The 25,944-nt window shown below is 72.5% G+C and carries 23 protein-coding genes; 9 read left to right on the top strand and 14 right to left on the bottom strand.

Going from position 1 to position 25,944, the window contains the following annotated elements; translation table 11 throughout:
• Positions 1-62: 62 nt before the first annotated feature.
• The 4 genes from ABZ738_RS21415 to ABZ738_RS21430 form a co-directional block, all read right to left on the bottom strand.
• Positions 63-266: a hypothetical protein gene (locus ABZ738_RS21415; RefSeq protein WP_131055535.1), complete on the bottom strand. Its 204-nt coding sequence runs from the start codon at positions 264-266 to the stop codon at positions 63-65.
• A gap of 116 nt (positions 267-382) precedes the next feature.
• On the bottom strand, positions 383-1,426 hold the full coding sequence (trpD, locus tag ABZ738_RS21420; protein ID WP_357215709.1) for an anthranilate phosphoribosyltransferase: 1,044 nt from the start codon (positions 1,424-1,426) through the stop codon (positions 383-385).
• An 88-nt stretch (positions 1,427-1,514) separates the two neighbouring features.
• Positions 1,515-1,910: a hypothetical protein gene (locus tag ABZ738_RS21425; RefSeq protein ID WP_131055539.1), complete on the bottom strand. Its 396-nt coding sequence runs from the start codon at positions 1,908-1,910 to the stop codon at positions 1,515-1,517.
• A gap of 171 nt (positions 1,911-2,081) precedes the next feature.
• Positions 2,082-3,032 (bottom strand): cytochrome c oxidase assembly protein, encoded by a 951-nt coding sequence (locus ABZ738_RS21430; RefSeq protein WP_236145928.1) that lies wholly within the window; start codon positions 3,030-3,032, stop codon positions 2,082-2,084.
• Positions 3,033-3,203: 171 nt separating this feature from the next.
• Here ABZ738_RS21430 and ABZ738_RS21435 point away from each other — a divergent pair, with 171 nt between their 5' ends.
• The 5 genes from ABZ738_RS21435 (at position 3,204) to ABZ738_RS21455 (ending at position 8,282) form a co-directional block, all read left to right on the top strand.
• Positions 3,204-3,803 carry a heme-copper oxidase subunit III gene (locus ABZ738_RS21435; protein ID WP_162854382.1) on the top strand — a complete coding sequence of 200 codons (600 nt, stop codon included), beginning with the start codon at positions 3,204-3,206 and terminating at the stop codon, positions 3,801-3,803.
• Positions 3,804-3,875: 72 nt separating this feature from the next.
• Complete coding sequence (locus ABZ738_RS21440; protein WP_357215713.1) at positions 3,876-4,712, top strand: cytochrome c; 837 nt, start codon at positions 3,876-3,878, stop codon at positions 4,710-4,712.
• A complete protein-coding gene (locus ABZ738_RS21445) occupies positions 4,709-5,806 on the top strand; it encodes a Rieske 2Fe-2S domain-containing protein (protein ID WP_131054108.1) in 1,098 nt (365 codons plus the stop codon). The genes ABZ738_RS21440 and ABZ738_RS21445 overlap by 4 nt, the downstream gene beginning before the upstream one ends.
• On the top strand, positions 5,803-7,428 hold the full coding sequence (locus ABZ738_RS21450) for a cytochrome b N-terminal domain-containing protein (protein WP_357215716.1): 1,626 nt from the start codon (positions 5,803-5,805) through the stop codon (positions 7,426-7,428). Before ABZ738_RS21445 ends, ABZ738_RS21450 begins: the two co-directional genes overlap by 4 nt.
• A 167-nt stretch (positions 7,429-7,595) precedes the next feature.
• The gene (locus ABZ738_RS21455; RefSeq protein ID WP_357215719.1) at positions 7,596-8,282 is read left to right on the top strand and encodes a DUF4142 domain-containing protein; all 687 of its coding nucleotides are present in this window, start codon (positions 7,596-7,598) and stop codon (positions 8,280-8,282) included.
• 260 nt (positions 8,283-8,542) lie between these two features.
• Here the strand turns inward: ABZ738_RS21455 and ABZ738_RS21460 are convergent, their stop codons facing one another.
• The 5 genes from ABZ738_RS21460 to ABZ738_RS21480 form a co-directional block, all read right to left on the bottom strand.
• Entirely contained in the window at positions 8,543-8,830 is a 288-nt protein-coding gene (locus tag ABZ738_RS21460) for an Lrp/AsnC ligand binding domain-containing protein (protein ID WP_131054105.1), read from the bottom strand.
• Between the two features lie 148 nt (positions 8,831-8,978).
• A complete protein-coding gene (locus tag ABZ738_RS21465) occupies positions 8,979-9,854 on the bottom strand; it encodes a sugar phosphate nucleotidyltransferase (RefSeq protein WP_236145817.1) in 876 nt (291 codons plus the stop codon).
• Positions 9,851-10,393, bottom strand: coding sequence for an NUDIX domain-containing protein (locus ABZ738_RS21470; RefSeq protein WP_131054104.1), 543 nt, complete (start codon positions 10,391-10,393; stop codon positions 9,851-9,853). Before ABZ738_RS21470 ends, ABZ738_RS21465 begins: the two co-directional genes overlap by 4 nt.
• 53 nt (positions 10,394-10,446) lie before the next feature.
• Positions 10,447-12,228 (bottom strand): HD domain-containing protein, encoded by a 1,782-nt coding sequence (locus tag ABZ738_RS21475; protein ID WP_131054103.1) that lies wholly within the window; start codon positions 12,226-12,228, stop codon positions 10,447-10,449.
• Between the two features lie 130 nt (positions 12,229-12,358).
• Positions 12,359-14,113, bottom strand: a complete 1,755-nt coding sequence (locus ABZ738_RS21480; RefSeq protein ID WP_357215724.1) for a DEDD exonuclease domain-containing protein — start codon at positions 14,111-14,113, stop codon at positions 12,359-12,361.
• Positions 14,114-14,249: 136 nt separating this feature from the next.
• On the opposite strand from ABZ738_RS21480, the gene ABZ738_RS21485 reads away from it, so the two are divergent.
• The 3 genes from ABZ738_RS21485 (at position 14,250) to ABZ738_RS21495 (ending at position 18,250) form a co-directional block, all read left to right on the top strand.
• Entirely contained in the window at positions 14,250-15,674 is a 1,425-nt protein-coding gene (locus tag ABZ738_RS21485; RefSeq protein WP_176094911.1) for an NYN domain-containing protein, read from the top strand.
• A gap of 189 nt (positions 15,675-15,863) precedes the next feature.
• Positions 15,864-17,123, top strand: coding sequence for a M48 family metallopeptidase (locus tag ABZ738_RS21490; protein WP_357215728.1), 1,260 nt, complete (start codon positions 15,864-15,866; stop codon positions 17,121-17,123).
• Positions 17,120-18,250, top strand: coding sequence for a glycosyltransferase family 4 protein (locus tag ABZ738_RS21495; RefSeq protein ID WP_131054283.1), 1,131 nt, complete (start codon positions 17,120-17,122; stop codon positions 18,248-18,250). Before ABZ738_RS21490 ends, ABZ738_RS21495 begins: the two co-directional genes overlap by 4 nt.
• Positions 18,251-18,428: 178 nt before the next feature.
• Here the strand turns inward: ABZ738_RS21495 and ABZ738_RS21500 are convergent, their stop codons facing one another.
• From ABZ738_RS21500 to ABZ738_RS21520, 5 genes are all read right to left on the bottom strand, one after another.
• Complete coding sequence (locus tag ABZ738_RS21500; RefSeq protein WP_131054285.1) at positions 18,429-20,084, bottom strand: bifunctional diguanylate cyclase/phosphodiesterase; 1,656 nt, start codon at positions 20,082-20,084, stop codon at positions 18,429-18,431.
• Positions 20,085-20,163: 79 nt separating this feature from the next.
• Entirely contained in the window at positions 20,164-20,973 is an 810-nt protein-coding gene (locus ABZ738_RS21505) for an SAM-dependent methyltransferase (protein WP_131054282.1), read from the bottom strand.
• A 189-nt stretch (positions 20,974-21,162) separates the two neighbouring features.
• Positions 21,163-21,831, bottom strand: a complete 669-nt coding sequence (locus ABZ738_RS21510) for a response regulator transcription factor (RefSeq protein WP_088972416.1) — start codon at positions 21,829-21,831, stop codon at positions 21,163-21,165.
• 7 nt (positions 21,832-21,838) lie between these two features.
• A complete protein-coding gene (locus ABZ738_RS21515; protein WP_131054281.1) occupies positions 21,839-23,533 on the bottom strand; it encodes a GAF domain-containing sensor histidine kinase in 1,695 nt (564 codons plus the stop codon).
• A gap of 14 nt (positions 23,534-23,547) precedes the next feature.
• A complete protein-coding gene (locus tag ABZ738_RS21520; protein WP_357215734.1) occupies positions 23,548-25,347 on the bottom strand; it encodes a long-chain fatty acid--CoA ligase in 1,800 nt (599 codons plus the stop codon).
• Positions 25,348-25,483: 136 nt separating this feature from the next.
• Here ABZ738_RS21520 and ABZ738_RS21525 point away from each other — a divergent pair, with 136 nt between their 5' ends.
• The gene (locus ABZ738_RS21525) at positions 25,484-25,939 is read left to right on the top strand and encodes an SRPBCC family protein (RefSeq protein WP_357215737.1); all 456 of its coding nucleotides are present in this window, start codon (positions 25,484-25,486) and stop codon (positions 25,937-25,939) included.
• The last annotated feature ends 5 nt before the right edge of the window (positions 25,940-25,944 follow it).

A 25,944-nucleotide genomic window follows, 5' to 3' on the forward strand; every position in this document is an offset into this window, starting at 1 on the left:
GGGCTTTCCCGTGTCCGTGTCCGGGGTCGGCCACGTCGGGCGGGGTGACGTGGGTGGGGGTGTCAGGCGGCGTGGCGTGGGTGCAGCGCCCGGCGGGCGGGCGGCGTGGCCCGCGAGAGCGAGGCGTAGGGGGCGACGAAGATCGCCGTGCCGCATCCGGTGCAGAGGAGTTCGGGACAGTCGGGGCCGTGACCATCGGCACAGGGCGGCATCTCGAAGGCCCGCATGCCGTCGCAGGTCTCACAGTGCAGCTCACGTACCAACATGGGGCGTCTCCTCCCGCGCGTGCCGGCCGGCGGTCGTGTGGGGAACTACTCGACTGTAGTTTTCCACGGCCGTCCGACGTTTCCGCACTCGGCCGACCGGCCTGGACGGGGTCGGGTCAGGCGGTGGCGACCTCGATCCAGCGGTCGAGCGTACGGGCGGCGTCGCCGGAGTCGATCGACTCGGCGGCCCGGTCCAGGCCGGCGCGCAGGGCGTCGGTCAGGTCGCCGTCCAGCGGACCCTGGGTGGCCAGGGCGGCGGCGGCGTTGACCAGCACGGCGTCGCGTACCGGCCCGGGTTCGCCGGCGAGCAGCCGACGGGCCACGTCGGCGTTGTAGGCGGCGTCACCGCCGCGCAGGTCGCTGAGGGTGGCCCGGGGTACCCCGAGGTCCGTGGCGTCCACCACGGTCTCCCTGACGGTGCCGTTCTGCGCGATCCAGAAGCGGGTGGGTGCGGCGGTGGTGAACTCGTCGAGGCCGTCCTCGCCGCGCATCACGATCACCGAGTCGCCCCGGGCGGCGAAGACGGCGGCCATCACCGGTGCCATGGACGAGTCGAAGCAGCCGACCGCACCGGCGCGGGGACGGGCCGGGTTGGTGAGCGGGCCGAGGAAGTTGAAGGCGGTGGGTACGCCCAACTCGCGGCGTACCGGGCCGGCGTGCCGCATGCCGGGGTGGAAGCGGGCGGCGAAACAGAAGCCGATACCGGCCTGCTCGACGCAGCGGGCCACCCCCTCCGGACCGAGGTCCAGCGGGATGCCGAGGAACTCCAGCAGGTCCGCGGTGCCGCAGGAGGAGGAGGCGGCCCGGTTGCCGTGCTTGACGACGCGGACGCCCGTTCCGGCGACCACCAGGGCGGTCATCGTGGAGATGTTCACGGTGTGCGCCAGGTCGCCACCGGTGCCGACCACGTCCAGCGCGGTGGCGCGTACCTCCTCGGGCAGCTCGACCGGGACGGCCTCGCCGAGCATCGCCTCCACCAGCCCGGTCACCTCGGCCGGTGTCTCGCCCTTGGCGCGCAGCGCCACGGCGAAGCCGGCGATCTGGGCCGGCGCGGCCGAGCCGGACATGATCTCGCCCATCGCCCAGGCGGTGTCGGCGGCGGAGAGTTCCTCGCCGCGCAGCAGCGCGGTGAGCAGGTGTGGCCAGGTCCGATCGCCCATGACGGGCCTCCCGAGCAGACGAGTGCGGGTGGGACGGGACCGGCGCCGGATCGCCCGGCGCCGTGGCGGTGCCGGAGTCGGGCGTGCGTCAGGCGGGGGCGTGCGTCCGCAGGACCTCGGCCACCGTGGCGGCGGTGGTCACCGGGTCGAGCGGGTGGACCAGGGTGGCGTCGACCTCGGCGTACGCGGCCAGCCAGCGGTCGGCGGCGCGGGCGATCACCACGCAGGTCGGCGGGGAGTTCTCGTAGTCGTCCTTGATCTGCCGGGCGATGCCGAGACCGCCACCGGGGCTGGCCTCACCGTCGAGCAGCATCAGGTCGATCTCGAAGTCGTCGACCACGCGGACGCACTCGGCGTAGGTGGACGCCTCGACGAACTCGACGCGGAGGTCGGACGCCGGGCGGGTGCCCACGGCGAGCCGCATCCTGTCCCGCACCTGCGGGTCGTCGCTGTAGAGCAGGACGGTGCACAGACGCTCACTCATGCCGACACTCCGCTTCGCTCCGTGCCGTCCGCTGGCACCACCGCACCGAGTCCGATGACTCGCTCGCGCTCGCTCATGGTCAGACTTGCTCCCACCTCGTAGCTGCGCCGCCGATCGTACCGGTCGTGCCGACCGCCGGGACACGCCGCCCCGCGTGCCCCGCCGACCGGCTCAGGTGGGGGAGCCGGCGGCGGTCTCCGCCGCACGTTGGCGGGCCTCCTGGCGGTCCAGTTCGCGGTCGACCCGGCGGGCCTCCCGTTCGGCCGAGCGCATCCACTGCACCACCAGGACGCCGAGCATCGTCACGCTGACGAACTCGCCGCCGGCCCAGAGGATGCCTCCGGCGAGCACCTGGTCGTCCCACGGGTCGGCCCAGGCCAGTCCGAGCGAGGGGTACCAGTCGCCACCGAACAGGGTGCTGCTCTGCATGACGGTCAGTCCGAGCACGGTGTGGAACGGCACCGACAGCAGCATCAGCAGGGCCCGGCCCGGGTACGGCCAGCGTCCGGGCAGCGGGTCCAGGCCGACCAGCGGCCAGAAGAAGAGGCAGCCGGTCATGATGAAGTGGGCGTGCACCACCTCGTGCGCCCAGACGTTCTCCAGGGTGTAGCGGTACAGGTCGGTGAAGTACAGCGCGAACGGGTTCACCACGAAGATGGCGAACGCCACCAGCGGGAACGTCCAGATCCGTACGACCCTGCTGTGCAGCACCGCCAGGAGACGCTTGCGGGGGCGGGTCGGCAGCGTGCGCAGGGCCAGCGTCACCGGCGCGCCCAGCGCCAGGAAGATCGGCGCGATCATGGAGAGCACCATGTGCTGCACCATGTGCACCGACAGCAGCGTGGTGTCGTACGCGTGCAGTCCGCTGACCGTGACCGAGGCGATGCCGCCCAGGCCGGGCCCGAGGAAGAAGACCGTCCGGGCGATCGGCCAGCGGTCCCCGCGCAGCCGCAGCCGGTGCACTCCGTAGAGGTAGAGGGCGGCGGCGACGACCAGGACGACGGCGAGCCAGTTGTCCAGCCTGGCCTCGGTGACCACGGCGGTGATCTGGAAGGGCGGCGGGCCGGCGTCGGCCGCGAGCCACCCGGCGCCACCCGTCACCGGGGCCGTCGCCGGGCTGATCGCGCCCGCCGTCAGCTGCGGCGCGGCCGATACGGCCAGCGTGATCGGGTCGGTTTCCAGCACGCCAATCAGCCTAGGTCAGGCGAACCGGACGGTACCGATCGGGCCACTCGGACCACGGGTTTCACCCCCCGCTGATCGCCGGCCGTGGTCAACGGCAATAATGACCGCGTGACTGCGGCCCCAGCCATTGACAAGAGCCGGATCCACTCTCTGACGCGGCCCAACATGGTCAGCGTCGGGACGATCGTCTGGCTCTCCAGCGAGCTCATGTTCTTCGCGGCGCTGTTCGCCATGTACTTCTCCATCCGCGCGGCGGCGCCGGAGCAGTGGGCGATGCACACCGAGGTCCTGAACATCCCGTACGCGACGACGTTCACGACGATCCTGGTGCTGTCCTCGGTGACCTGCCAGATCGGCGTGTTCGCCGCCGAGCGGGGTGACGTGCACGCGCTGCGGCGCTGGTTCACGATCACCTTCGTGATGGGCCTGATCTTCCTGCTCGGCCAGCTCAACGAGTACCGGGAGCTGGTCCACCACGGCATCAAGATCAACGCGGACGGCTACGGGTCGATGTTCTACCTGACCACCGGCTTCCACGGCCTGCACGTGGCGGGAGGTCTGGTCGCCTTCGTGATCTTTATGATCCGCACCACCATGGGCCGGTTCACGCCGGCCCAGGCCACCTCGGCGATCGTCGTGTCGTACTACTGGCACTTCGTCGACGTGGTCTGGATCGGGCTCTACGCCATGATCTACTGGCTTCAGTGATCTTGGCGTGTCTCGCGCCGTGCCGTTGCTCCACCCCCTGAGACAAGGTCCAACCGGTTAAGGACACAGGTCATGACTTCTGACAACGACCGCCGACGCGGCCTGCTCGCGCGGCTGCGCGGGCGGCCCGTGGCGCCCAGCAGGGGCCGCCGTCGGCTGGGTGCCGCCGTCCGGCTGGTCGCCGCGCTGATGCTGGCCGGCGGCGCCTACACCGTCCTCGCCCCGAGCGCGTCGGCGCAGGAAAACCCGCCGCTGAGCAGCGCCGCCGCGGACGGCAGGGCGCTGTTCGACGTGAGCTGTGTGACCTGCCACGGTCGCAACGCGCAGGGTGTCGAGGGGCGCGGGCCGAGCCTCATCGGCGTCGGCGGGGCCTCGGTCGAGTTCCAGGTCAGCTCGGGCCGGATGCCGATGGCCCGGCAGGAGGCCCAGGCGGCCCGCAAGCCCGCGGTGTTCACCCCGGACGAGATCGACCAGCTCGCCGCGTACGTCCAGGAGCTCGGTGGCGGCCCGGTCGTGCCGGCCGGCGACAACCTGCACGAGGACGGCAACATCGCGGTCGGCGGCGAGCTGTACCGGATCAACTGCTCGCAGTGCCACGCCTTCAGCGGCGGCGGCGGCGCCCTCTCCTCCGGCAAGTACGCACCGAGCCTCGCGCCCGCCACCGACCGGCAGATCTACGCCGCGATGCTGAGCGGCCCGCAGAACATGCCGGTCTTCGGTGACAACCAGATCACGCCGGAGCAGAAGGCCGACATCATCGCCTACATCCAGCAGACGCTGAAGTCGGACGGTGACCCGGGCGGGTTCAACCTGGGCCGGTACGGACCCTCCACCGAGGGCGTCGCGATCTTCCTGATCGGCATCGTCGCACTCGTCTTCGCCAGCCTGTGGATTGCGGGCAAGTCGTGACCGAGCGAACGAGCACCCACACCGAGCAGCCAGCCCACGCGGGCCGAGAGACGGTGGACGTGAACGACCCGGCGCTGAGCCGGTTCGACATCGTCCGCGAGGGCGCCCGTCGGGACGACATCGAGATCGTCCACTACGAGGAGCAGGTCGCGCCGGGCAGCAAGGCCGAGCGCCGGCTGGTCCGTACGGTCGCCGGGATGTTCCTGGTCACCGGCCTTGCCGCGACGGCCTTCCTGGCGGTCTACATCTGGTGGCCCTGGGAGTACCAGCCGGGCCGTGGCGGGGACAAGTACTTCACCCCGCTGCTCGGCACGACCCTCGGCATCGCCCTGCTGGGCATCGGCTTCGGCATCCTGACCTGGGGCAAGAAGCTGCTGCCCAAGGAGGTGTCGATCCAGGACCGGCACGAGGGCGTGGTGGCCAGCGAGGACCGGACGATCACCGGGCAGACCATGCTCTACATGGCCGACGAGCTCGGCGTGAAGCGCCGCCCGCTGCTCGGCATGTCGCTGCTGGCCGGTCTGGTGCCGGTCGGTGCGGTCGCCGCGGCGCCGCTGGTCGGTGGCCTGATCTCCGACCCGCACGAGAACGACCAGATGATGACCACCGGCTTCGCCCCGCAGGACGGCCAGAAGATCCGCCTGGTCCGTGAGGACGGCCGGCCGATCCGCCCCGCCGACATCAGCGCCGGCGGCCAGATCACCGTCTTCCCGGGGATCGAGCACGGGGTCAGCAACCTGCACGCCGACTCGCCCACCCTGCTGATCCACCTGCGGGACGCCGACGCCGAGACCTCGCGCCGCAACAACGAGCGCGAGGGCCACGGCGACTACATGTGGGGCAACTACGCCGCCTACTCGAAGATCTGCACGCACGCCGGCTGCCCGGCGAGCCTCTACGAGCAGCAGACGAACCGCCTGCTCTGCCCGTGTCACCAGTCGCAGTTCCTGATCACCGACAACGCCAAGCCCATCTTCGGTCCGGCCAGCCGGCGGCTGCCGCAGTTGCCGATCGAGGTGGACTCCGAGGGCTACTTCGTGGCGACGTCCGATTACACCGAACCCGTCGGGCCCGACTTCTGGGAGCGGCCGTGAAGCGGCGCAAGTTTGACGTAGCAGCGGTTCCGGGCAACACCGCCCGGGCGGTCGACGACCGCTTCCAGGTGGCCACCCCCCTGCGCAAGCTGCTCAACAAGGTCTTCCCGGACCACTGGTCGTTCCTGCTGGGCGAGATCGCGCTCTTCTCGTTCATCATCCTGCTGCTGACCGGTGTCTTCCTGACCTTCTTCTTCGAGCCGACGATGACCGAGGTCATCTACAACGGCAGCTACGCCCCACTGCGGGGTACGCCGATGTCGGCCGCGTACGCCTCGACGCTGGACATCTCGTTCGACGTCCGGGGCGGCCTGATCATGCGGCAGATGCACCACTGGGCCGCGCTGCTGTTCATGGCGGCGATCGTGGTGCACATGCTCCGGATCTTCTTCACCGGTGCGTTCCGCAAGCCGCGTGAGACCAACTGGATCATCGGTTCGCTGCTGTTCTGGGTGGGCTTCCTGGCCGGCTTCACCGGCTACTCGCTTCCGGACGACGGCCTCTCCGGCACCGGTCTGCGGATCGCCTCGGCGATCATGCTCTCCATCCCGGTGATCGGCACCTGGGTCACCGCCGCGGTCTTCGACGGCGAGTTCCCCGGCACGATCATCATCAGCCGGTTCTTCATCGCCCACGTGCTGCTCATCCCGGGTCTGCTGGTCGCGTTGATCAGCGTCCACCTCGGGTTGGTCTTCAAGCAGAAGCACACCCAGTGGCCGGGTCCGGGCCGGACGAACAACAACGTCGTGGGCGAGCGGATGTTCCCCCGGTACGCGATCAAGCAGGGCGGCTTCTTCATGGTCGTCTTCGGCGTGATCGCGCTGATGGGTGGCCTGATCCAGATCAACCCGCTCTGGCTGTTCGGCCCGTACGAGGCGTGGGTGGTCTCGGCGGCCAGCCAGCCCGACTGGTACGTGATGTTCCTGGACGGCTCGACGCGGTTGATGCCGGACTGGGAGATCAACATACCCATCGGCGACGGGTACGTGATTCCACCGCTGTTCTGGCCGACGGTGGTGCTACCGGGCATCCTGGTCGGGCTCTCCACGCTCTATCCGTTCATGGAGGCCCGCTACCTGAAGGACTACCGGAGCCACAACCTGCTCCAGCGTCCCCGCGACGTGCCGTTCCGGACCGGCCTGGGCGCCATGGCCATCACGTTCTACGTGATCCTGACGCTCTCCGGCGCGAACGACGTCATCGCCGACAAGTTCCACATCAGCCTGAACGCGATGACCTGGGCGGGCCGGATCGGTCTGCTGCTCCTTCCGCCGCTGGCGTACTACGTGACCTACCGGATCTGCCTCGGTCTGCAACAGCACGACCGGGAGGTCCTGGCCCACGGTGTGGAGACCGGCATCATCCGGCGCCTGCCGGACGGTCGGTTCGTCGAGGTGCACCAGCCGCTGACCGCACCGGACGAGCACGGACACACCGAGCTGGACTACGCGGGCTGGGTGGTGCCGAAGAAGATGAACCGGCTCGGTGCGCTCGGGCCGGCGATCCGGGGCTTCTTCTACCCGATCGAGAAGCCGGCGGAGGCGCCGGTGTCGCCGGGTCACCCGCCCGTCGAGCCGCGCGCGGAGCGCGAGGAGATCGGCAGCGGCGAGTCCCGCCGCTGAGTTCCGTCACCGCGTGACGTGGCGCCCGCCGGAGAGATCCGGCGGGCGCCACGCCCGTTGTGGGCCTTCCACCCCGCCGCCGGAGCTTCCCGCCCGTCGTCGGATCGCAGGAATAACCCCGGCCAGCCGGGTATCCGTGCGGTCCAACGTCTCAACGGGGAGGAAGCATGTTGGGTATCAAACGCCTCGGCCTGCTGGCCGCACTGGTGCTGGTGGGTGTCGCGCCCGCTGCGGCAGCGCAGGCGGCGGCGCAGCCTTCGGAACAGGACACGCAGTACCTGCAGGCGGTGCACCAGGTCAACCTGTACGAGATCGCCGCAGGTGAGCTGGCTCAGCAGAAGGCCGAGAACGAGCAGGTCAAGGAGCTGGCGCAGCAGTTCGTCACGGACCACACCGAGCTGGACCAGTCGGTGCAGGACGTGGCCGGGCAGCTCAACGTCCAGTTGCCGAACGAGCCCACCCCTGATCAGCGGACGGCTCTCGACCAGCTGAACAACGCCAGTGGTGAGGAGTTCGACCGGCTCTGGGTGACCCAGGGTCTGGCCGGTCACCTGCAGGCCATCCAGGCGACCCAGACGGAGATCTCGCAGGGCACCGAGCCGCAGGTGGTCCAGCTCGCGCAGACCGCGCTGCCGGTGCTGCAGGCGCACTACGACGCCCTGGTGACGCTGGCCGAGGAACTGGGCATCCCGGTCCCGCAGACCAGCGCCAGCGGTACGCCGGGCCCGGGTGGCACGGTGCCGGCTCCGGGTGGCACCACCCCGGCTCCGGGCGTCACCGAGGAGACCCCGGGTGGCACCACCGAGTCCCCGGCGCCGGGTGGCACCGAGGTCCCGGTGCCGCAGGAGAGCTGATCCGGCGGTGAACACGGCGAGCCGGTCCGTCCTCCGGGATGGACCGGCTCGTCCCGTCGTGGCAGGAAGCGGACCGCTCGGCTGAGGACTCCAGCTAGTTCTCTGTCCGGCCTTTGCTCTGCTTCAACCGACGCACTGCTCTTCGGCGCGAACCGTTGCGTGGGTTGAAGCAGAGCAAAGGGGCCGCGAAGGACCTCGGTCTCCCCAATGCGAAGGGCCGCGAAGCACCTCGGCGCCGGGACCGGCAGCGTGGTGGCGCGTCAGTCGGTGGCGCCCAGGCCGATCGCGAACGCCTCCTCCAGGTCGTGCCGGGAGTACGCGCGGAACGCGATGTGCGACTCGGTGTTGAGCACTCCGGGCACCTTGGAGATGCTGCCGGCGATGATCTGCGCGATCTCCTCGAACTGGCGGACCCGGACCATGGCGATCAGGTCGACGTGTCCGGCCACCGAGTAGACCTCGCTGACCCCGGGCAGGTCGGCCAGCGCCTCGGCCACCTCGGGGATCGAGTCGGTGGCGCAGTCGATCAGGACGATCGCGGTGATCACGGCAGGTCTCTCCGTTCGTCGGCGTCGCTGCCCATGCTATGGCCTGCCTGCCGGACCCGCCCCGGAGTACCGGTGCCGCACGCTCCGATCGGGCGGACAGACCCGACCGATCCGACCGGCCCCGGGGAAGGAACCGGAGGAAGCAGGGTCAGGCAGCCGGGACGGTGAGGCCGGTGGCGGTGCGGATCACCTCGTGCAGGCGTTCACCGGCGTCGACGGTGGCGCCCGGCCAGACGACGCTGCGGGTCACCTCGCCGGCCACGGTGGCACCCGCGCCGACCACGCTGCGGTGGCAGCCGCCGGTGACGGAGGCGGTCGGGTCGACCAGGCTGTCGTCGCCGGCGGCGTGCAGGTTGGCGGCGAGGTAGTCGGTCGGGGTGCCGGTGTCGACGAAGGTTCCCGGGTAGGGGACCACCGTCAGCCGGCCGTCGGCCTCGGCCGGTCGCCAGACCGCGCGGACCAGGTCGCCGAAGACCGGCGGCAGGTCCCGGACCAGCCGCCAGGGGAGCAGCGAGAAGCCGGTGAAGACGTGGCCGTCGAAGGTGCCCGGCGCGGTGGGGTCCGGCGCGGGTCGGCCGAGCAGGCGTACGGAGTCACCGTCCCAGTCGTGCAGCAGCGCGGCGATGTCCGGCCCGGGTGGTGCGGCCGGATCGGCCAGGTACGCGTCGGCGTTGCCGACCAGGACGCCCCGCCCGGCGATCCAGTCCCGCAGCCGGCCCACCCCACCGGCGGTGCCGAGCGGACCGTCGGGCTCGACGGAGAGGTGGGCGCGCGTACCGACCTGCTCGACGACCTGCTCGCCGAGATAGCTGGCGTTGACGGCGACCGTCTCCGGCCCGGTGAGGCCGAGACCGGCGAGCCGGGCCAGGGCCCGGTCGAGCAGCGGTACGTTGCCCACCGGGCAGAGCGCCTTGGGCACCCGCTCGGTCAGCGGGCGCAGCCGGGTGCCCTCGCCGGCGGCGAGCACCACCGCGCAGATCCCGCCCGCCGGTGCGCCGGTCGGACCGGCGTCCGGGCCGCTCACGGCGCGGTGTCGGGGAGTGGGGGCGGGAACCGGTCGGTCAGCGGGCCGATGCCGTAGTAGGCGAGCAGCCGGGCGGTGGGCCAGGTCAGCTTGGGCAGGTCGTCCAGCGGATGCCAGACGGCCTCGAAGACCTCCGCCCCGTCCACCTCCAGCGCGGTGGTCGACGCCGGCACCTCGGCGGTGAAGACCATGTCGACCCAGCCCTTGGCGTGCACGATCGCGTTCGGTGTGGCCGGGGTCAGCCGGGCCGGGGCGAGTCGGACGCCGGTCTCCTCGTGCAGTTCGCGGGCCGCACCCACCGCCGGGTTCTCGCCGCGTTGCAGCAGACCGGCGGGCAGTGTCCACCCGCGCCCCGGTGGCTGGCGGAGCAGCAGCAGCCGACCGGCACCGTCGGCCTCGCTGTCGCGCAGCAGTGTGACGGCGCCGACGATGTACTTGGGTACCGCCATCCGGACCAGTTGACGACGTACCGGCAGGGGCAGCCGGTAGAAGACCTGGTACGCGACGGCGCGTGCGGCGCGGCGCGAGCGGGGGATCATGGTTCCAGGCTAGTGGCCGTACGCCGGGCGCGCGTCGCGGGACGGCCGGCCGGTCACTGCCGGTGGTCGACCAGGTCGATGAGCTGGCGTACCACGGTGTCCGGTTCGATCACCCGGTCGAAGACCGCCACCAGCAGGGTCTCCAGGTCCGGGTAGCCGAGTTCCTCGGAGAGCCGCAGCAGCGGCAGGTCGCTGGCCAGGCCCCGGTTGTGCTGACGCAGGGCCAGCCCGATGGTGGCCCGGCCGAGGCGCACCTTGTCGCTGATCGAGATGCCGGGCTCGCTGTGGTCGGCGAACCACCGGTTGATCTGCATCTGCGCGTGCGGCGACTTGACGAACCCGAGCCATTCCCGGCGGGGGCCGCGCGGGGCGACCTCGGCGTCCAGGCCGCTCTCCGCGTCGGTCTCGGTGAAGATCTCGACCACGTCGCCCTCCTCCAGCTCGGAGGAGAGCGGCACCAGCCGGCCGTTGATCCGGGCGGCCAGGCACCGGTCACCCCGGTCGGTGCCGAGTTCGTACGCCAGGTCGACCGGGGTGGCCCCGCCCGGCAGCACGACCTGTCGGCCCTCGGCGACCACCTGGATCTGCGCCTCGGACAGGTCGCAGCGCAGCGACTGGAGGAACTGCGCCGGGTCGGCGGCGTCCTGCTCCCAGTTGAGCACCCGGCGCAGCCAGTCGAGCTGCTCGGCGCGGGCACCACCGGAGCGCGGGAAGCGGAAGTCGGCCACCACGCCGTACTCGGCGGACCGGTGCATCTCCTCGGTGCGGATCAGCACCTCGACGGTGCGGTTCTTGGGGCCGCAGACGGTGGTGTGCAGGGAGCGGTACAGATTGTTCTTCGGCGAGGCGATGAAGTCCTTGAACCGGCCCGGCACCGGGCGCCACAACCCGTGGATCGCGCCGAGGGCGGCGTAACAGTCGGTGGCCGGGCCGTCCACCACGACGGTGATCCGGGGCAGGTCGTACGGGACGGTGTGCCCGCCGGACACGGTGTCCTTCCAGATCGAGTAGAGGTGGCGGGGGCGAGGGGCCACCGTGGCGTCGACCCGGCCCCGGCGCAACGCCACCCGGGACTGGGTCACCACCTCGGCGAGGTAGCTGTCCCATCCGGGGCGGTCGTGCACGTGCCGGGCGATGCGGGAGTGCTCGTCCGGCTCCAGGTGCAGCAGCACCACGTCGTCCAGCTCCCGTTTCAGGGTCTGGATGCCGAGCCGGTCGCAGAGGGGTACCAGCACCTCCTGCGTCTTACGGGCGATCCGCTCCCGCGAGGCGGCCGAGCGTACGCCCAGGGTCCGCATGTTGTGTAGGCGGTCGGCGAGCTTGATGACCAGCACCCGGACGTCCTTGCCGGCTGCGATGATCATCTTGCGGATGGTCTCCGCCTCGGCGGCCTTGCCGTAGAACGCCTTGTCGAACTTGGTCACCCCGTCGACCAGATGCGCCACCTCGTGGCCGAAGTCCTCGGCCAGCGCCTGCAACGTGTAGCGGGTGTCCTCCACCGTGTCGTGCAGCAGCGCCGCGACCAGGGTGGTGGTGTCCATGCCGAGGTCGGCGCAGATCTCGGCGACCGCGAGCGGGTGCGTGATGAACGGCTCCCCGCTCTTGCGGAACTGCCCCCGGTGCATGTTCTCCGCGATGGTGTACGCCCGGCGCAGCACGGCCGGGTCGGTGCCGGTGTGGATGGCACGGTGGGTGCGGACCAGATGGCCGACCGGCTCGGCCTCGGCGGTGGGCCAGGTCAGCAGTGAGCGGAGCCTACGGGCCAGGGGCAGCTCACCCGGCTGTGTCGGGAGCGCACCGCCCAGGGCTCCGCCATGTCCGGCGTCGACGTCCACCTGGGACACCCCCTGACGCCCACCCCGCGAGTGCCGGGAGACCGGCAACCGGGAGCAGACCCTCGAAACGGGCAGGACTGCACTTCCTTAACAGAGTAAGTGAGCCGACGTAGTCCGATCGGACAGTTGCTCATGAGCGTTCGGACCAGAGTTGGTGAGATGCGCCGCTCTCGGCCTTCTCCAGCAGGTCCCGGAAGCGGCCCGCGCCGGCCACCGGGGAGGCCCAACTGTCCGACATCTCGACCAGCCGGGTCTCCGGTCGTTCCAACCAGGACAGGATCCGTTCCGACTCCTCCGGGGTGGCCGCCGGAACCGGACCGTGACCGGGCGACACCGTCTCGGCGGTGGCCCGGATCGTGACCAGCGTCGGTCGAGGGTGGACGCCGGCCGGGGAGACCCCGGCACCGGCCAGCCGGCCGTGCCGCACCAGCGCCAGCTCCCAGCCACCCCCGGCGGCCGGGTGGGCGGCGGCCAGCTCGGCGATCCCGCTCAGCGCGGCGAGCCGCTGCATCCGCACGGTGGCCCGGAGCACCGCGGCCAGCCGGGACCGCAGCGTCGCGGCCTCCTCGTAGCGCTGGGCGGCGGCGAGCGTCTCGATCCGGGCGAGCAGGGCGTCCACCACCGGCTGCGGGTCACCGGTGGTGGCGGTGGCGAACGGCTGCACCGCGCGGTCGTCGTACTCCTGGGGGGTGATCCGGTGCTCGCAGGGCGCCGGGCAGCGACCCAGCTCGGCCAGGGCGCAGGCGGGGGTGATCGTGCGCAGCGACAGCCGGTGGGTGCACTGGCGCAGCGGCACCGCGTCGTGGAAACCGGCGGCGGCCAGCTCCGCGGTGCGCCGCGAGGTGAACGGGCCGAGGTAGGCGCGGTCGCCGGGGGAGATCTCCCGGACCACCGACAACCGGGGGTACGGCCCGTCGGTCAGCTTCAGCCAGACCATCCGCTCCGGGTACTTCGACCGTCGGTTGTACGGCGGCGCGTGCGCCCCGATCAGCCGCAGCTCGCGGACCTCGGCCTCCAGCGAGTGCGCGCACTCCACCGCCTCGACGCGCTCGGCGGCGGCCAGCATCTCCGACATCCGGGCGCGTTTCTCGGCGGCCGTGAAGTAGCTGCGGACCCGGGTGGCGATGTCCCGGGAGGTCCCCACGTAGAGGGGCCGGTCGTCGGCGGCCCGGAAGATGTAGACACCCGGGGACCGGGGCAGGCCCTCGGCGAGGTGCCGTTTGCGGCGCTGGGTCGGGGTGACCGCGCGGGAGAACTCGATGGCGTCGCCGACGGTGTCGACCCGGTGGCCGCCGAGCCGGCCGATGAGCCCGTGCAGGACGTCCACGGTGGCCCGGGCGTCGTCCAGCGCGCGGTGGGTCGGCTGGGTGCCGGCCCGGAAGTACGCGGCCAGCGTGGCGAGCTTGCGGTTGGGCACCTCGTCGCGCAGCAGCACCCGGCGCGCGAGTGCGGCGGTGTCCAGCACCCGGGGGTTCGGCCAGCGGTAGCCGTGCCGGGCGCAGGCGGCCTTGAGGAAACCGACGTCGTACGGCGCGTTGTGCGCCACCAGCACGGCGTCCGAGACGAACTCCAGGAAGCTCGGCAGCACCTGCTCGATCGGTGGCGCCGGCAGCAGCATCGCCTGGGTGATGCCGGTCAGCACGGTGATGAACGGCGGGATCGGGACTCCGGGGTTGACCAGGGTGCCCAACACCCCCAGCTCCTCGCCGCCGCGCACCTTGACCGCGCCGATCTCGGTGATCCCGCCGCCGTCCGGGGCACCACCGGTGGTCTCCAGGTCGACCACCACGAACGTCGTCGCGTACAGGGGCAGCGCCGGGTCGACGCCGTCGACGGTCGGGTCGAGCCCGGCCAGCGCCGGCTGGAGGTACTCCTGTTGTGCCATCGCCGGCACGCTAACCGCCCGGTGCGACACTCCGGTCCCGGGCGTCCCATGGGTCCCGTGCGTCACCACCGGTCTAGGATGAGAGATCGGCTCACTCACCAGGCGGTGGGCCCGGTCGCGGTGGGAGACTTGCCACATGCCCCTCACCGAGCCGTCCGACGACAACCTCCCGCAGGAGGAGCAGGTCGTCACGGTGCCGGCCGCTGGTGAGGTGGGTTCTGCCGACGGGGCGGCGACCGCTGGAGAGCCGGCGGAGCCGGAGCCGAGCCTGCCCGAGCCGGTCCGCCAACGGATCGTCTCGCTCACCGCCGCCGTGCTCCCCAGCCTGCCCTCCGACGAGGTGCCCGTGCCGTTGCGCCGGGTCGCCAAGTTCGCCCCCAACCGCCGGGCCCGACTCGGCGCGCCCGTGATCGCCGCCCAGCTCGCCGCCGACCCGCTGTTCCGGCAGCGGGTCACCGCCCGGGTCCTGGCCGACGCCGGTGACCTCGGCACCGCCGTGGTGGAGGGGACCGCACCCGCCGCCGCCGACCCGGTCGAGGTGGCGGCCCTGGCCTATCTGGCCCGACCTCGCGGCTGGCGCGAGCTGATCGACGCCAGCGGCGCGGCGGTCCGGGCCGAGGCGGACAGCGCGGTCGTCGCCGAGCTGGTCCGCCTGGCCGAGCAACGGGCCACCCGCGCCGAGCACGACCGGGCGGTGGCCCGGGTCGAGGCCGACAAGCTGCGCGACGAGGTGGCCCGGGTCCGTGAGGAGATGGGTCAGCTCCGCGAGGAGGCCCGCCAACTGGCCCGTACGCTCCGGGAGACCCAGGCCCGCGAGCGCCGGGCGGCCGAACTGCTCGCCACCGAGCGGGGCCGCGCCGCCCGCGCGGCGGCCGACGCCGACGCCGAGCTGCGCCGGGCCCGGGCGCGACTGGCCGAGGCCGAGGCGGCGGCCGGGGTGGCCCGGTCCAGCGCCAAGGAGGCCCGTTCGGTCGACGACGCGCGGCTGTGGCTGCTGCTGGAGACCATCGGTCAGGCCGCCGTCGGGCTGCGCCGCGAGCTGGCCCTGGACCCGGTCGACAAACTGCCGGCCGACTTCGTCGCGGACACCTACGCCGACTCGTCGGCGGCCACCCCGGCCGGTGCCGCCGCCCGCGCCCAGGACACCGACGACCCGGGCCGGTTGGACCAACTGCTCGCGCTGCCCCGGGCCCACCTGGTCGTCGACGGCTACAACGTGACCAAGCGCGGCTTCGGCGAGATGTCCCTGGAGCAACAACGCAAGCGACTGATCAGCGGCCTCGGCGGCATCGCCGCGCAGACCGGTGACGAGGTCACCGTCGTCTTCGACGGCGCCGAACGCATGCACGGACTGCCACCCACCCCGCGCGGGGTGCGGGTGCTCTTCTCCCGCAAGGGGGAGACCGCCGACGAACTGATCCGCCGACTGGTCCGCGCCGAGCCGCCCGGTCGCGCGGTGGTGGTGGTCTCCTCCGACCGGGAGGTCGCCGACGGCGTACGCCGTCACGGCGCGTACCCGCTGGGGGCCGACTCGCTGCTGCGGCGGCTGGCCCGCTCCTGACCCGGCCGGTCCGAGCGACCGCGCGCGACGGTGGGCCGGCTCGGCGGCGATGCCCGGTCTGCTCGGCGCGGGCGCGGCCCCGGTCGTGGCGGGCAATAGGATGAGCGCCCATGGCGACAGGAGCGGCGAGATGAGGCGCACGGTGGGCGTCGGGCCCGGTGCCGGCCGTGGTGACGGCAGGACGGCCCGGTGAGTCCGCGCGGCTGGGCGGTGCTCACCCTGGTCGTCCTCGGCCTCACCGTGGTGCTGGCCGCGCTGGTGCTGATCCCGTGGCAGCGTCCGCCGGCCCCCCGCGCCGACCAGCTCGCGGCGCTGCGTGACCTGCCCACCGAACAGGTCGAGCGGGCCCGGGAGTTCCGGGCGGCGCTGCGCCCCGGCGGCTGGGCCGCGCTGGGCATCGGCCTGCTGGTGGCGCTGGCGCTCGGGTTGACGCCGCTGGGCAGCCGCCTGGTCGAGCTGGCCGGGCGCCCGTTCGGTGGGCACTGGACCGCCCAGGCGATCCTCGGCGGGCTGGCCGTGGTGCTCGTCGCCGACCTGCTGACGCTGCCGTTCGCCGCCTGGCGGCACAGCGTGCTCACCCGGTACGGGCTGGCCACCAACGGGTGGGGCGGCTGGGCGGTGGACCTGCTCAAGTCGTACGCGGTCAGCGCGGTGATCGGCGCGGTGGCCCTGCTCGGCTTCTACACCGTGATCCGGCTGGCGCCCCGCTGGTGGTGGGCGTTCGGCGCGGCCGGTGCGGCCACCCTGGTGGTGCTGCTCTCCTTCGTGCTGCCGGTGCTCGTCGAGCCGGTGTTCAACCGGATCAGTCCGATGGAACCGGGCCCGTTGCGCACCGAGCTGATGGAACTGGCCGACCGCGACGGCGTACCCGTGCGCGACGTGCTGGTGGCCGACGCGTCCCGGCGCACCAACGCGGTCAACGCGTACGTCTCCGGGATCGGACCGACCCGGCGGGTGGTGGTCTACGACACCCTGCTGCGCGAGGCGACCCCGGCCGAGGTGAAGGCCGTGGTGGCCCACGAACTGGGCCACGCCCGCGACCGGGACGTGCCCATCTTCACGCTCACCGGCGCGCTGGGCGCGGCGGCGGCCGTGGTGGCGCTCTACCTGATCGGCTCCTGGCCGCCGCTGCTGCGCATGGCCGGGGTGGACTCGGTCGCCCAGCCCCGCGCGTTCCCGCTGTTGCTCGCCCTGGTCACGGTGGCCGGACTGGTGTTCACGCCGATGCAGGCGCTGATGTCGCGGCGGCTGGAGGCACGCGCCGACGCGCACGCGCTGGCGCTGACCGGTGACCCGGCCGCGTTCGAGGCGATGCAGCGCCGGATCTCCTCGGTCAACCTCGGCGACCCGGACCCGCCCCGCTGGGAGTACCTCTACTCCGCCACGCACCCGTCCACCGTGGAGCGGATCGCCGCCGCCCGCGCCTACGCCCGAGAGGCCGGCCGATGAGCCGCACGCTGTTGATCACGAACGACTTCCCGCCCCGGCCGGGTGGGATCCAGTCCTTCGTGCACAACCTCGCGGTGCACCAGCCCGCCGGCTCGGTGGTGGTCTACGCGTCGAGCTGGCCCGACGCCGACAAGTTCGACGCCGACCAGCCGTACGAGGTGGTGCGCGAACGCACCAAGGTGCTGCTGCCCACCCCGCTGATCGCCCGACGGGCGGCCCGGCTGGCCCGCGCGTACGACTGCGACACGATCTGGTTCGGCGCGGCCGCCCCGCTCGGGCTGCTCGCCAACGGGCTGCGGCGACGGGCCGGCGTACGGCGGGTGGTCGCCCTCACCCACGGGCACGAGGTGGGCTGGGCGGCGCTCCCGGTGGCCCGGACCGCGCTGCGGCGCATCGGCCGGGGCGCCGACGTGGTGACCTACCTCGGCGAGTACACCCGCACCCGGTTGGCGCGGGCGCTGGACGGCCTGACCGACCTGCGCCGGCTCGCACCCGGAGTGGACGTGGACTTCTATCACCCGGCGGTCGACGGCAGCGGGGTACGCCACCGGCTGGGGCTCTCCGACCGGCCGGTGGTGGTCTGCGTGTCCCGGCTGGTGCCGCGCAAGGGCCAGGACATGCTGATCCGGGCACTGCCGCTGATCCGCCGCCGGGTGCCCGACGCCGCGCTGCTGGTGGTCGGTGGCGGCCCGTACCGGGCGGCGCTGGCCCGGCTGGCCCGCCAGGCCGGGGTGGAGCGGGACGTGGTCTTCACCGGTTCGATCCCCGAGGCCGAACTGCCGGCGCACTACGCGGCCGGTGACGTCTACGCGATGCCCTGCCGCACCCGCAACCGGGGGCTGGACGTGGAGGGACTCGGCATCGTCTACCTGGAGGCGTCGGCGGCCGGTCTGCCGGTGGTGGCCGGCAACTCCGGCGGCGCGCCCGACGCGGTCCGCGAGGGCGAGACCGGGTACGTGGTCGACGGCCGGGACCTCGCCGAGCTGACCGACCGGGTGGTCACCCTGCTCACCGACCGGGACCTGGCCCGCCAGTTCGGGGCGGCCGGCCGCGCCTGGGTGGAGCGGGAGTGGCGCTGGGAGACCCAGGCCCGCCGCCTGTCCGACCTGCTCACCGACCCGAGGTAAGGAAGGGCCCCCGGCTAACGCCTGGTGTATAGCAGGGGACCCCTCCTAACACACGAGCGCGCGGCACCCGAGCGCGTGCGGCGCGACACCGAGCGCGGCGCGGCGCGACACCGAGCGCGGCGCGGCGCGACACCGAGCGCGGCGCGGCGCGGTGCCTCGGCGGACCGGGCGTGGTGCCTCAGCGGATGCGGGCGAGGATGTTCTCGGCGGGGGCGGGACGGCCGAAGTGCCAGCCCTGACCGGCGTCGCAGCCGATCGCGCGCAGCCGCTCGGCCTGCCCGACGGTCTCCACCCCCTCGGCGGTCACCGTCAGGTCCAGGGCGTGCGCCAGCGAGACCAGCGAGGCGAGGATGCGCTCGTTGGCCCGGTCGCCCGGTGAGCGCAACCCCCGGACGAACTCGCCGGCCACCTTCAGCTCCGTCACCGGCAGGTCACGCAGGTACGCCAGGTTGCTGTAGCCGGTGCCGAAGTCGTCGATGGCGATGCGGACGCCCAGGTCGGCCAGGGTGCGCAGGGCGCGTACCGGCTCCTCGGCGCTGCTCATCATGGTGCTCTCGGTGATCTCCAGTTGCAGCCGGTGCGGTGGCAGGCCGGTACGCCGCAGCAGAGCGCTCACCTCCTCCACCAGCCCGGGTCGGCGAACCTGGCGTACCGCGAGGTTGACGCTGACGTACGGCGGTGCGCCGGCGGCGGCCGTCCAGCCGACCGCCTCCCGGCACGCCTCGGCGAGGACCCAGGCCCCCAGCGGCACGATCAGCCCGGTCTCCTCGGCCAACCCGATGAAGCTGTTCGGTCGCAGCACCCCCAGGTCCGGGTGACGCCAGCGCACCAGCGCCTCCACACCGAGCACCGAACCGTCGTGCAGCGACGTCAGCGGCTGGTAGTCGAGGTAGAACTCGCCGCGCTCCAGACCGGCGGGGATCGCCGCGCTCAACGCCTGACGGGCCTGCTCGCGGCCGTCGCGTTCGGCGTCGTAGAGCGCCCAGCCGCCGCCACCGGCCGACTTGGCCCAGTGCAGCGTGCTGCCGGCGGCCCGCAGCAGGTCGTCGGGGGAGGTGTCGGCGGCCCGCCGTTCCACCACCCCGACGCTGGCGGTGACCGTCACGTCGTGCCCGCCGACCACCACCGGCTCGGAGAGCGCGGCGAGGGCCGCCTCGGCGACCGCGACCACGTCACCGGTGCCGGTGGAGCGCTCCACCAGCACCACGAACGCGTCCCCGCCGAGCCGGGCCACCAGGTGCGGCTCCACCGACCGCGACAGCCGCCGGGCCGCCGCCACGAGGGCCCGGTCGCCGACCGAGTGACCGTACGAGTCGTTGACCCGCTTGAAGCGGTCCAGGTCGAGGAAGCACAATCCGACCCGCCGTCCGGCGCCGACCGTGCCGTCGAGCGCGGCGACCAGCCGTTCGGCGAACAGCGTGCGGTTGGGCAGGCCGGTCAGCGGGTCGTGGGTGGCCTGGTGGCGGAACCGGGCCTCGCTGGCCCGCAACGCCCGCTCCGCGTCCACCCGGGCGGTCAGCGCGGCCCGGCGGATCGACTCCTGCTCGTCCAGCGTCCGGTCGTGCAGGGCCCGCGCGTAGGCGGTGGCGATCGCGGCCAGCAGCCGGGCCATCCGGTCCTCGATGTCGTCGGCGACCAGGTCGAGGTCGCGGACCAGCCGGAGCTGGATCACCTCGACGGTGCGGCCGAGCGCCTCGGCGGAGGCGATGTGCGCGGCGACCAACTCGTTGGCGACCCGGTGGCCCACCCGCAGGTCGAGCGGCTCCGCCCGCAGCGCCTCGGCGAGCTGGTCGGTGAGCTGCTGCAACAGCAGCTCCAACTGGGCGTGCGGCATCGGCAGGTAGCTGGTCCCGGAGACCGCCTTGGCCCAGGCGCGGGCGAACGTGCCGGCGCAGGAACGGCCGTCCGGAGGCTCAACCACCGAGCCGCCCGACCCCGCCCAGGAAGACCGCCTGCTCGGCGTTCTCGGCGCTCTCCGGGGTCTCCGGACGCCACTGCGGCACCCACACCACCCCGGGCTCGACCAGCTCGAAGCCGTCGAAGAACGCGGTCAGCTCGGCCCGGCTGCGCACCCACAGCGGGCTGTCGGTGCGCTGGTAGACCTCCTCGGCCTCGGCCCGCTCGGCCTCGTCGCGGCCGTCGTCGCTGGCCTGCGAGAGCACCAGGTGGCTGCCGGGGGCCAGCGCCTCGCGCAGCGTACGCAGCAGGTCGGCCGGGCGGTCGTCGTCCGGTACGAAGTGCAGCACCGCGACCACCAGCACGGCGACCGGCTCGGAGAAGTCGATCAGGGCGTTGACGTCGGGATGCGCGAGGATCCGCTCGGGATGACGGAAGTCCTCCTGGACGACCGTGGCCCGCTCGGTGTCGGCCAGGATCTCCCGGCTGTGCGCCACCGCCACCGGGTCGACGTCGACGTAGACCACCCGGGAGTCGGGGGCGTGCCGCTGGGCGATCTCGTGCACGTTGCCGACGGTCGGGATGCCCGATCCGATGTCGAGGAACTGCCGGACTCCGGCGGCGGTGAGGTACTGCACGGCCCGGCGCAGGAAGGCGCGGTTGGCCTGGGCCATCAGCGGAGCCTCCGGCACCAGCGCCATCATCGCCCGGGCCGCTGCCCGGTCGGCGGCGAAGTTGTGCGAGCCACCGAGATAGTAGTCGTACATGCGGGCGACGCTGGGTCGTTCGACGTCGATCGTCTCGGGTGACCAGTCCGGCCGCTGCATGCCACACCCCTTCGCGCCAGCCGGGGCGACACCGCCCCGGCCGGTATTCTGCCCCGCCTGGGCGCGGGAGGCCATAGCGCGATCACGGAGAGGGTCATTGACGTGCGGAGATGCGTTTTCCTGCCGAGGGGCGACCCGACGCCCCGGCGGCGAGGACGGGCCTCGACGCCGGGAGTCGCGACGGATGGATCAGAACTTCGGGGCGTCAGGGGCCTCGAGCAGACCGAGCCGCAGCGCGGTCATCAGCGCCTGGGCCCGGTTGGCCGCACCCAGCTTCTCGTACAGCTTCGAGATGTGGGTCTTGGCGGTGGACTCACTGACGAAGAGCTGCTTGGCGATGCCGGCGACGCTCATCCCGTCGGCGAGCAGGCGCAGCACCTGGCCCTCGCGGGGGGAGAGCTGCGGACCGGACGGGGCGAGCCGCCGCTTCATCGCCTCGGCCAGGTCGGCGGCGGTGAAGGCGCTGGGGGAGGAGGCGGCGTGCCGGGCGGCGGCGACCACCTCGTCGGCGGGCGCGGTCTTCGGCACGAAGGCGCTGGCTCCGGCCTCCAGGGCGCCGAAGAGCTGGTCGTCGCCCGCGTACATGGTGAGCACCACGATGCCCATGGTGGCGCTGGACTTGCGCAGCGCGCGGGTGGCCTCCAGGCCGCTGCCGTCGGGGAGTCGCAGATCCATGATCACCACGTCCGGCTGCAGCGCGCCGGCCTGCCGTACGCCCTCGGCCGCCGTCGCCGCCTCGCCGACGACCTCGAACTGCCGGTCGCGCTCGAAGGCGTGGCGCAGGCCCTTACGGATCAGGTCGTGATCGTCGACAAGGAGGACCTTGGTACGAGTGGCCGGTGTCGGGCTTGTGGTCATCCTCGGGTTACTCCCCTTCTGCTGCTGCGCCGCTACCGCGAACGTTATCGCGCCGGGGGGACGACCCGACCACCACGGCTACGGTCGTCCCGCTGGGCTGTCGCGGCCTGATCTCCAACCGGCCTCGGATACGTTCCGCTCTCTCGGCCATGATCGCAAGACCATAGTGCCCGTCCGAGCGCTGGTCACCTATGCCGTGACCGTCATCCGACACTTCGATCTGTGCGTACGGGGGATCCACCTCGCAGGTGACCCAGAGATTGGACGCTCCCGCGTGCTTACGCGCGTTGGTGACCGCCTCCTGGGCGATGCGCAGCAGCTCCGCCTCGGTCGCGGCGGGCAGCCGCGCGGTGGACTCGTCCAGCGACAGGTGCACCCGCAGCCCGCCGGAGGCGCCGACCGTCCGCGCGTACTCGGCGATGGCGGCGGCCAGGCCGCCGTGCCGGTCGACCTCGCTGCGCAGCTCGAACAGGCTCAGCCGCAGCTCGGTGATCACCCGGGTGACCTCGTGGCGTAGCGTCCGCAGCGAGTCGGCGGTCTCCTCGGCGTCGTCGTGCACGGTGGCCAGGGCGTTGTCGATGCCGTAGCCGACCATCACGAGTTCCTGCGCCACCCCGTCGTGGATCTCCCGGGCCAGTCGCTGCCGTTCCTCGTTGGTGGCCAGCGACCGCACCTCGTCGAAGAGGAGCGCCGCCTCCAGGCGCAGCGCCGCCGGACCGGTCAGCGCGGTCACCTGGGACACCACCGACGGCGGGTACGCCTGCCCGGCGTCGGCCTCCAGCACCACCAGCCCGACCGTACGCAGCCCGGCGACCAGCGGCACGATCAGCGCGGAGACGTCGTTGCCCCGGTGCGTGCGGGACTGCGAGCGGGCCGCGGTCTGCGGCTGCTGGCTGGCCCAGGCGTCGGCGATGGCCGAGTCGGCGTCGAGCGTGGTCTCCCAGTCGACCCGGTCGGCCCCGATCTGGGCGAGCACCACCAGCCGCCCGCCGCCACTGGCGGAGAGCACCGCACCCCGGTCGGTCCGGGCCACCGTGCGCAACTCCTCCAGCAGGTGCTCGGAGATGCCGCCCGGATCGAGGGTCGCCCCGGGCAGTTGCCGGGCCACCGTACGGAGCTGGGTGAGCAGGCGGGTCGCCTCGGCGTACGGCTGCGGTTTGCCCTCCTGCCGGACCTGCATCACCCGGTGCAGGGTGCTGGCCGCGTAGAGCCCGAGCGCGGCGAGGATCAGCCATTGGGCGCAGACCGCCAGGTAGCCGGGTTGGCTGAGCTGGCGTACCCCGCCGACCTCGGTCAGCGCCCCGGCGACCAGCAGGGTCCCGGCGACGACCGCGATCAGCGTGGCGCCCTCGCGGAAGCGTCGCCGCAGCGCGGTCACGGTGACCGGCACGGCGAGGTAGGGCAGCACCGCGGAGGCGCCCAGCCCGCCGATGTGGCCGCCGACGGTGGCGACCGCCGCGACCTGGCTCGCGGCCAGGCCGAGCACCATCACCTCGGCCACCCGGCTCAGCGGCCCGACCAGGCGGTGCTGGGGTGCCAGCAGCGCGGGCAGTCCGGCGATCGCCAGCAGGGCGATCCACCAGAGTTGGGCCACGTCGCGGGTGGCGAGCAGGGTGAGGACGGCGACCAGCGCGAGCACGACCACCCGCGCCGCCGCGGCGAGCGGGTGGGAACGGGCCAGGGCCGATGTCGAGGCGGGCACGTGACGGATCGTAGTCAGGCGCCGTAGATGTCGGCGATCTCCGCCGCGTACGTCTTGTGGACGACCTGACGCTTGACCTTCATCGACGGCGTCAGCTCGCCGGTGGCCTCGGTGAAGTCGCGGGGCAGGATCCGGAACACCTTGATCGCCTCGGCCTTGGAGACCGACTGGTTGGCCCGGTCCACCGCGGCCTGGATCTCGGCCCGCAACGCCTCGTTCTCGCGCAGCGACTCGACGTCGGTCCCGGCCGGCAGCCCGGCCGACTCCAGCCAGGCCGGCAGGGCCTCCTCGTCGAGGGTGACCAGCGCGGCGATGAACGGCTGCCGGTCGCCCACCACCAGGCACTGGCTGACCAGGCGGTGTGCCCGGACCTGGTCCTCCAGCACGGCCGGGGCGACGTTCTTGCCGCCGGCCGTCACGATGATCTCCTTCTTCCGGCCGGTGATGGTCAGGTAGCCGTCGCCGTCGAGCGAGCCGAGGTCACCGGTGTGGAACCAGCCGTCGGCGGTGATCGCCTCGGCGGTGGCCGCGTCGTTGTGCCAGTACCCCTGGAAGATCAGCTCACCGGCGATGAGGACCTCGCCGTCGTCGGCGATCCGGATGGTCACACCGGGCAGCGGCCGACCGACGGTGCCGATGCGGGTGAAGTCCGGCAGGTTCGCCGAGGCGGCGGGGGAGGTCTCGGTCAGGCCGTACCCCTCGCAGACGGTCACCCCGACGCCCCGGAAGAAGTGCCCCAGCCGCGCGCCCAGCGGCGCGCCGCCGGAGATCGCGTCCCGGCACCGGCCGCCCAGCGCGGCCCGCAGCTTGCCGTAGACCAGCTTGTCGAAGAGCGCGTGCTGCAGGCGCAGGCCCAGGCCCGGCCCGGACGAGGTCTCCAGCGCCTCGCTGTACGCGATGGCGACCGCCTCGGCCCGCGCGAAGATCTTGCCCTTGCCGGCGGCCTCGGCCTTCTGCTTCGCGCCGTTGTAGACCTTCTCGAAGACCCGGGGCACGGAGAGCACGAAGGTCGGCTTGACCTCCTGCAACTCGGCGACCAGGTGCTTGGGGTCGGCGCAGTGCGCCATGGTGACCCGGGCGTGCACCACGCCGATCTGGATGAGCCGGGCGAAGGAGTGCGCCAGCGGCAGGAACAGCAGGGTCGACGCGTTCGGACGGAACAGGTTCGGCAGCACCGGGACGGCGTTGGCGATGTCGGCGTACATGTTGCGGTGGGTCAGCACGCAGCCCTTGGGTCGGCCGGTGGTGCCGCTGGTGTAGATGATCGTGGCGACGTCCGAGGAGCGCAGGTCCGCGCGTCGGCGGTCGATCTCGGTCGGTTCCACCGCCTGGCCGGCGGCGACCAGGTCGTCCACCCCGCCGAGGTCGATCTGCCAGAGGTGGGCCAGGTCGGGCAGGTCGTCGCGGACGCCGGCCACCAGGGTGGCGTGCGTCGTGGTCTCCACCACGACGCCGACCGCGCCGGAGTCGGCCAGGATCCAGGCGGCCTGCTCGGCGCTGGAGGTCTCGTAGATCGGCACGGTGACCGCGCCGGCCGCCCAGATGGCGTAGTCGACCAGGGTCCACTCGTACCGCGTGCGGCTCATCAGCGCGACCCGGTCACCGGGCCGGACCCCGGCCGCGACCAGGCCCCGGGCCACCGCCACCACCTCGTCGCGGAACTGCCGGCAGGTCACGTCGACCCATCCGCCGGAGTCGTCCCGTCGGACGAACTGGACCAGGTCCGGGGCGGCTTCGGCGTTGTCCCAGACCGGGTCGGTCAGGTTGGCGGAATCGCCGACCGTGACGATCGGCGGGACGGAGAACTCGCGCACCTGCACTCCCTCGTGCTCGCTGGCCGGGTCTGCCGCCTGGCGGCTGGAGTGAAACCTACCGTCTGACCGGCGTAGGAGCACATCGCAGGTGGGGCGGCGCGGCGCGGGCCCTCCACGGGACGGGTAGCCTCCCCCCATGGCGGACTCCTCCACCCAGTCGATCACCATCGGCGCGCCACCGGACCGGGTGGTGGCGGTGATCTGTGACTTTCCGAGCTATCCCGAGTGGGCCGAGGCGGTGCGGCAGGCCGAGGTCGTCGAGGAGTACGAGGACGGCTATGCCAGCCAGGTCCGGTTCGTCCTCGACGCCGGGGTGATGGCCGACGAGTACGTGCTCGAGTACGGCTACTCCGAGGACCTGTCCCACATCGAGTGGCACCTGGTGGCGCCCTCGAAGATGCAGAGGTCCCAGCGCGGCTCGTACGACCTGGTGGCCGACGCCGACGGGGGCACCACCGTGACGTACACGCTCGAGGTGGAACTCGCGGTCGGAATGCTCGGGATGTTCCGCCGCAAAGCCGAGAAGATGATCATGGATGCTGCGTTGAAGCAGCTCAAGCGCCGGGTAGAAACACTCGGTTCGGCGCAGTGACGCGT

Origin of the sequence: Micromonospora sp. NPDC047793 (assembly GCF_040642635.1) — a bacterium.
In the GTDB taxonomy this organism is placed as follows: Bacteria; Actinomycetota; Actinomycetes; order Mycobacteriales; family Micromonosporaceae; genus Micromonospora.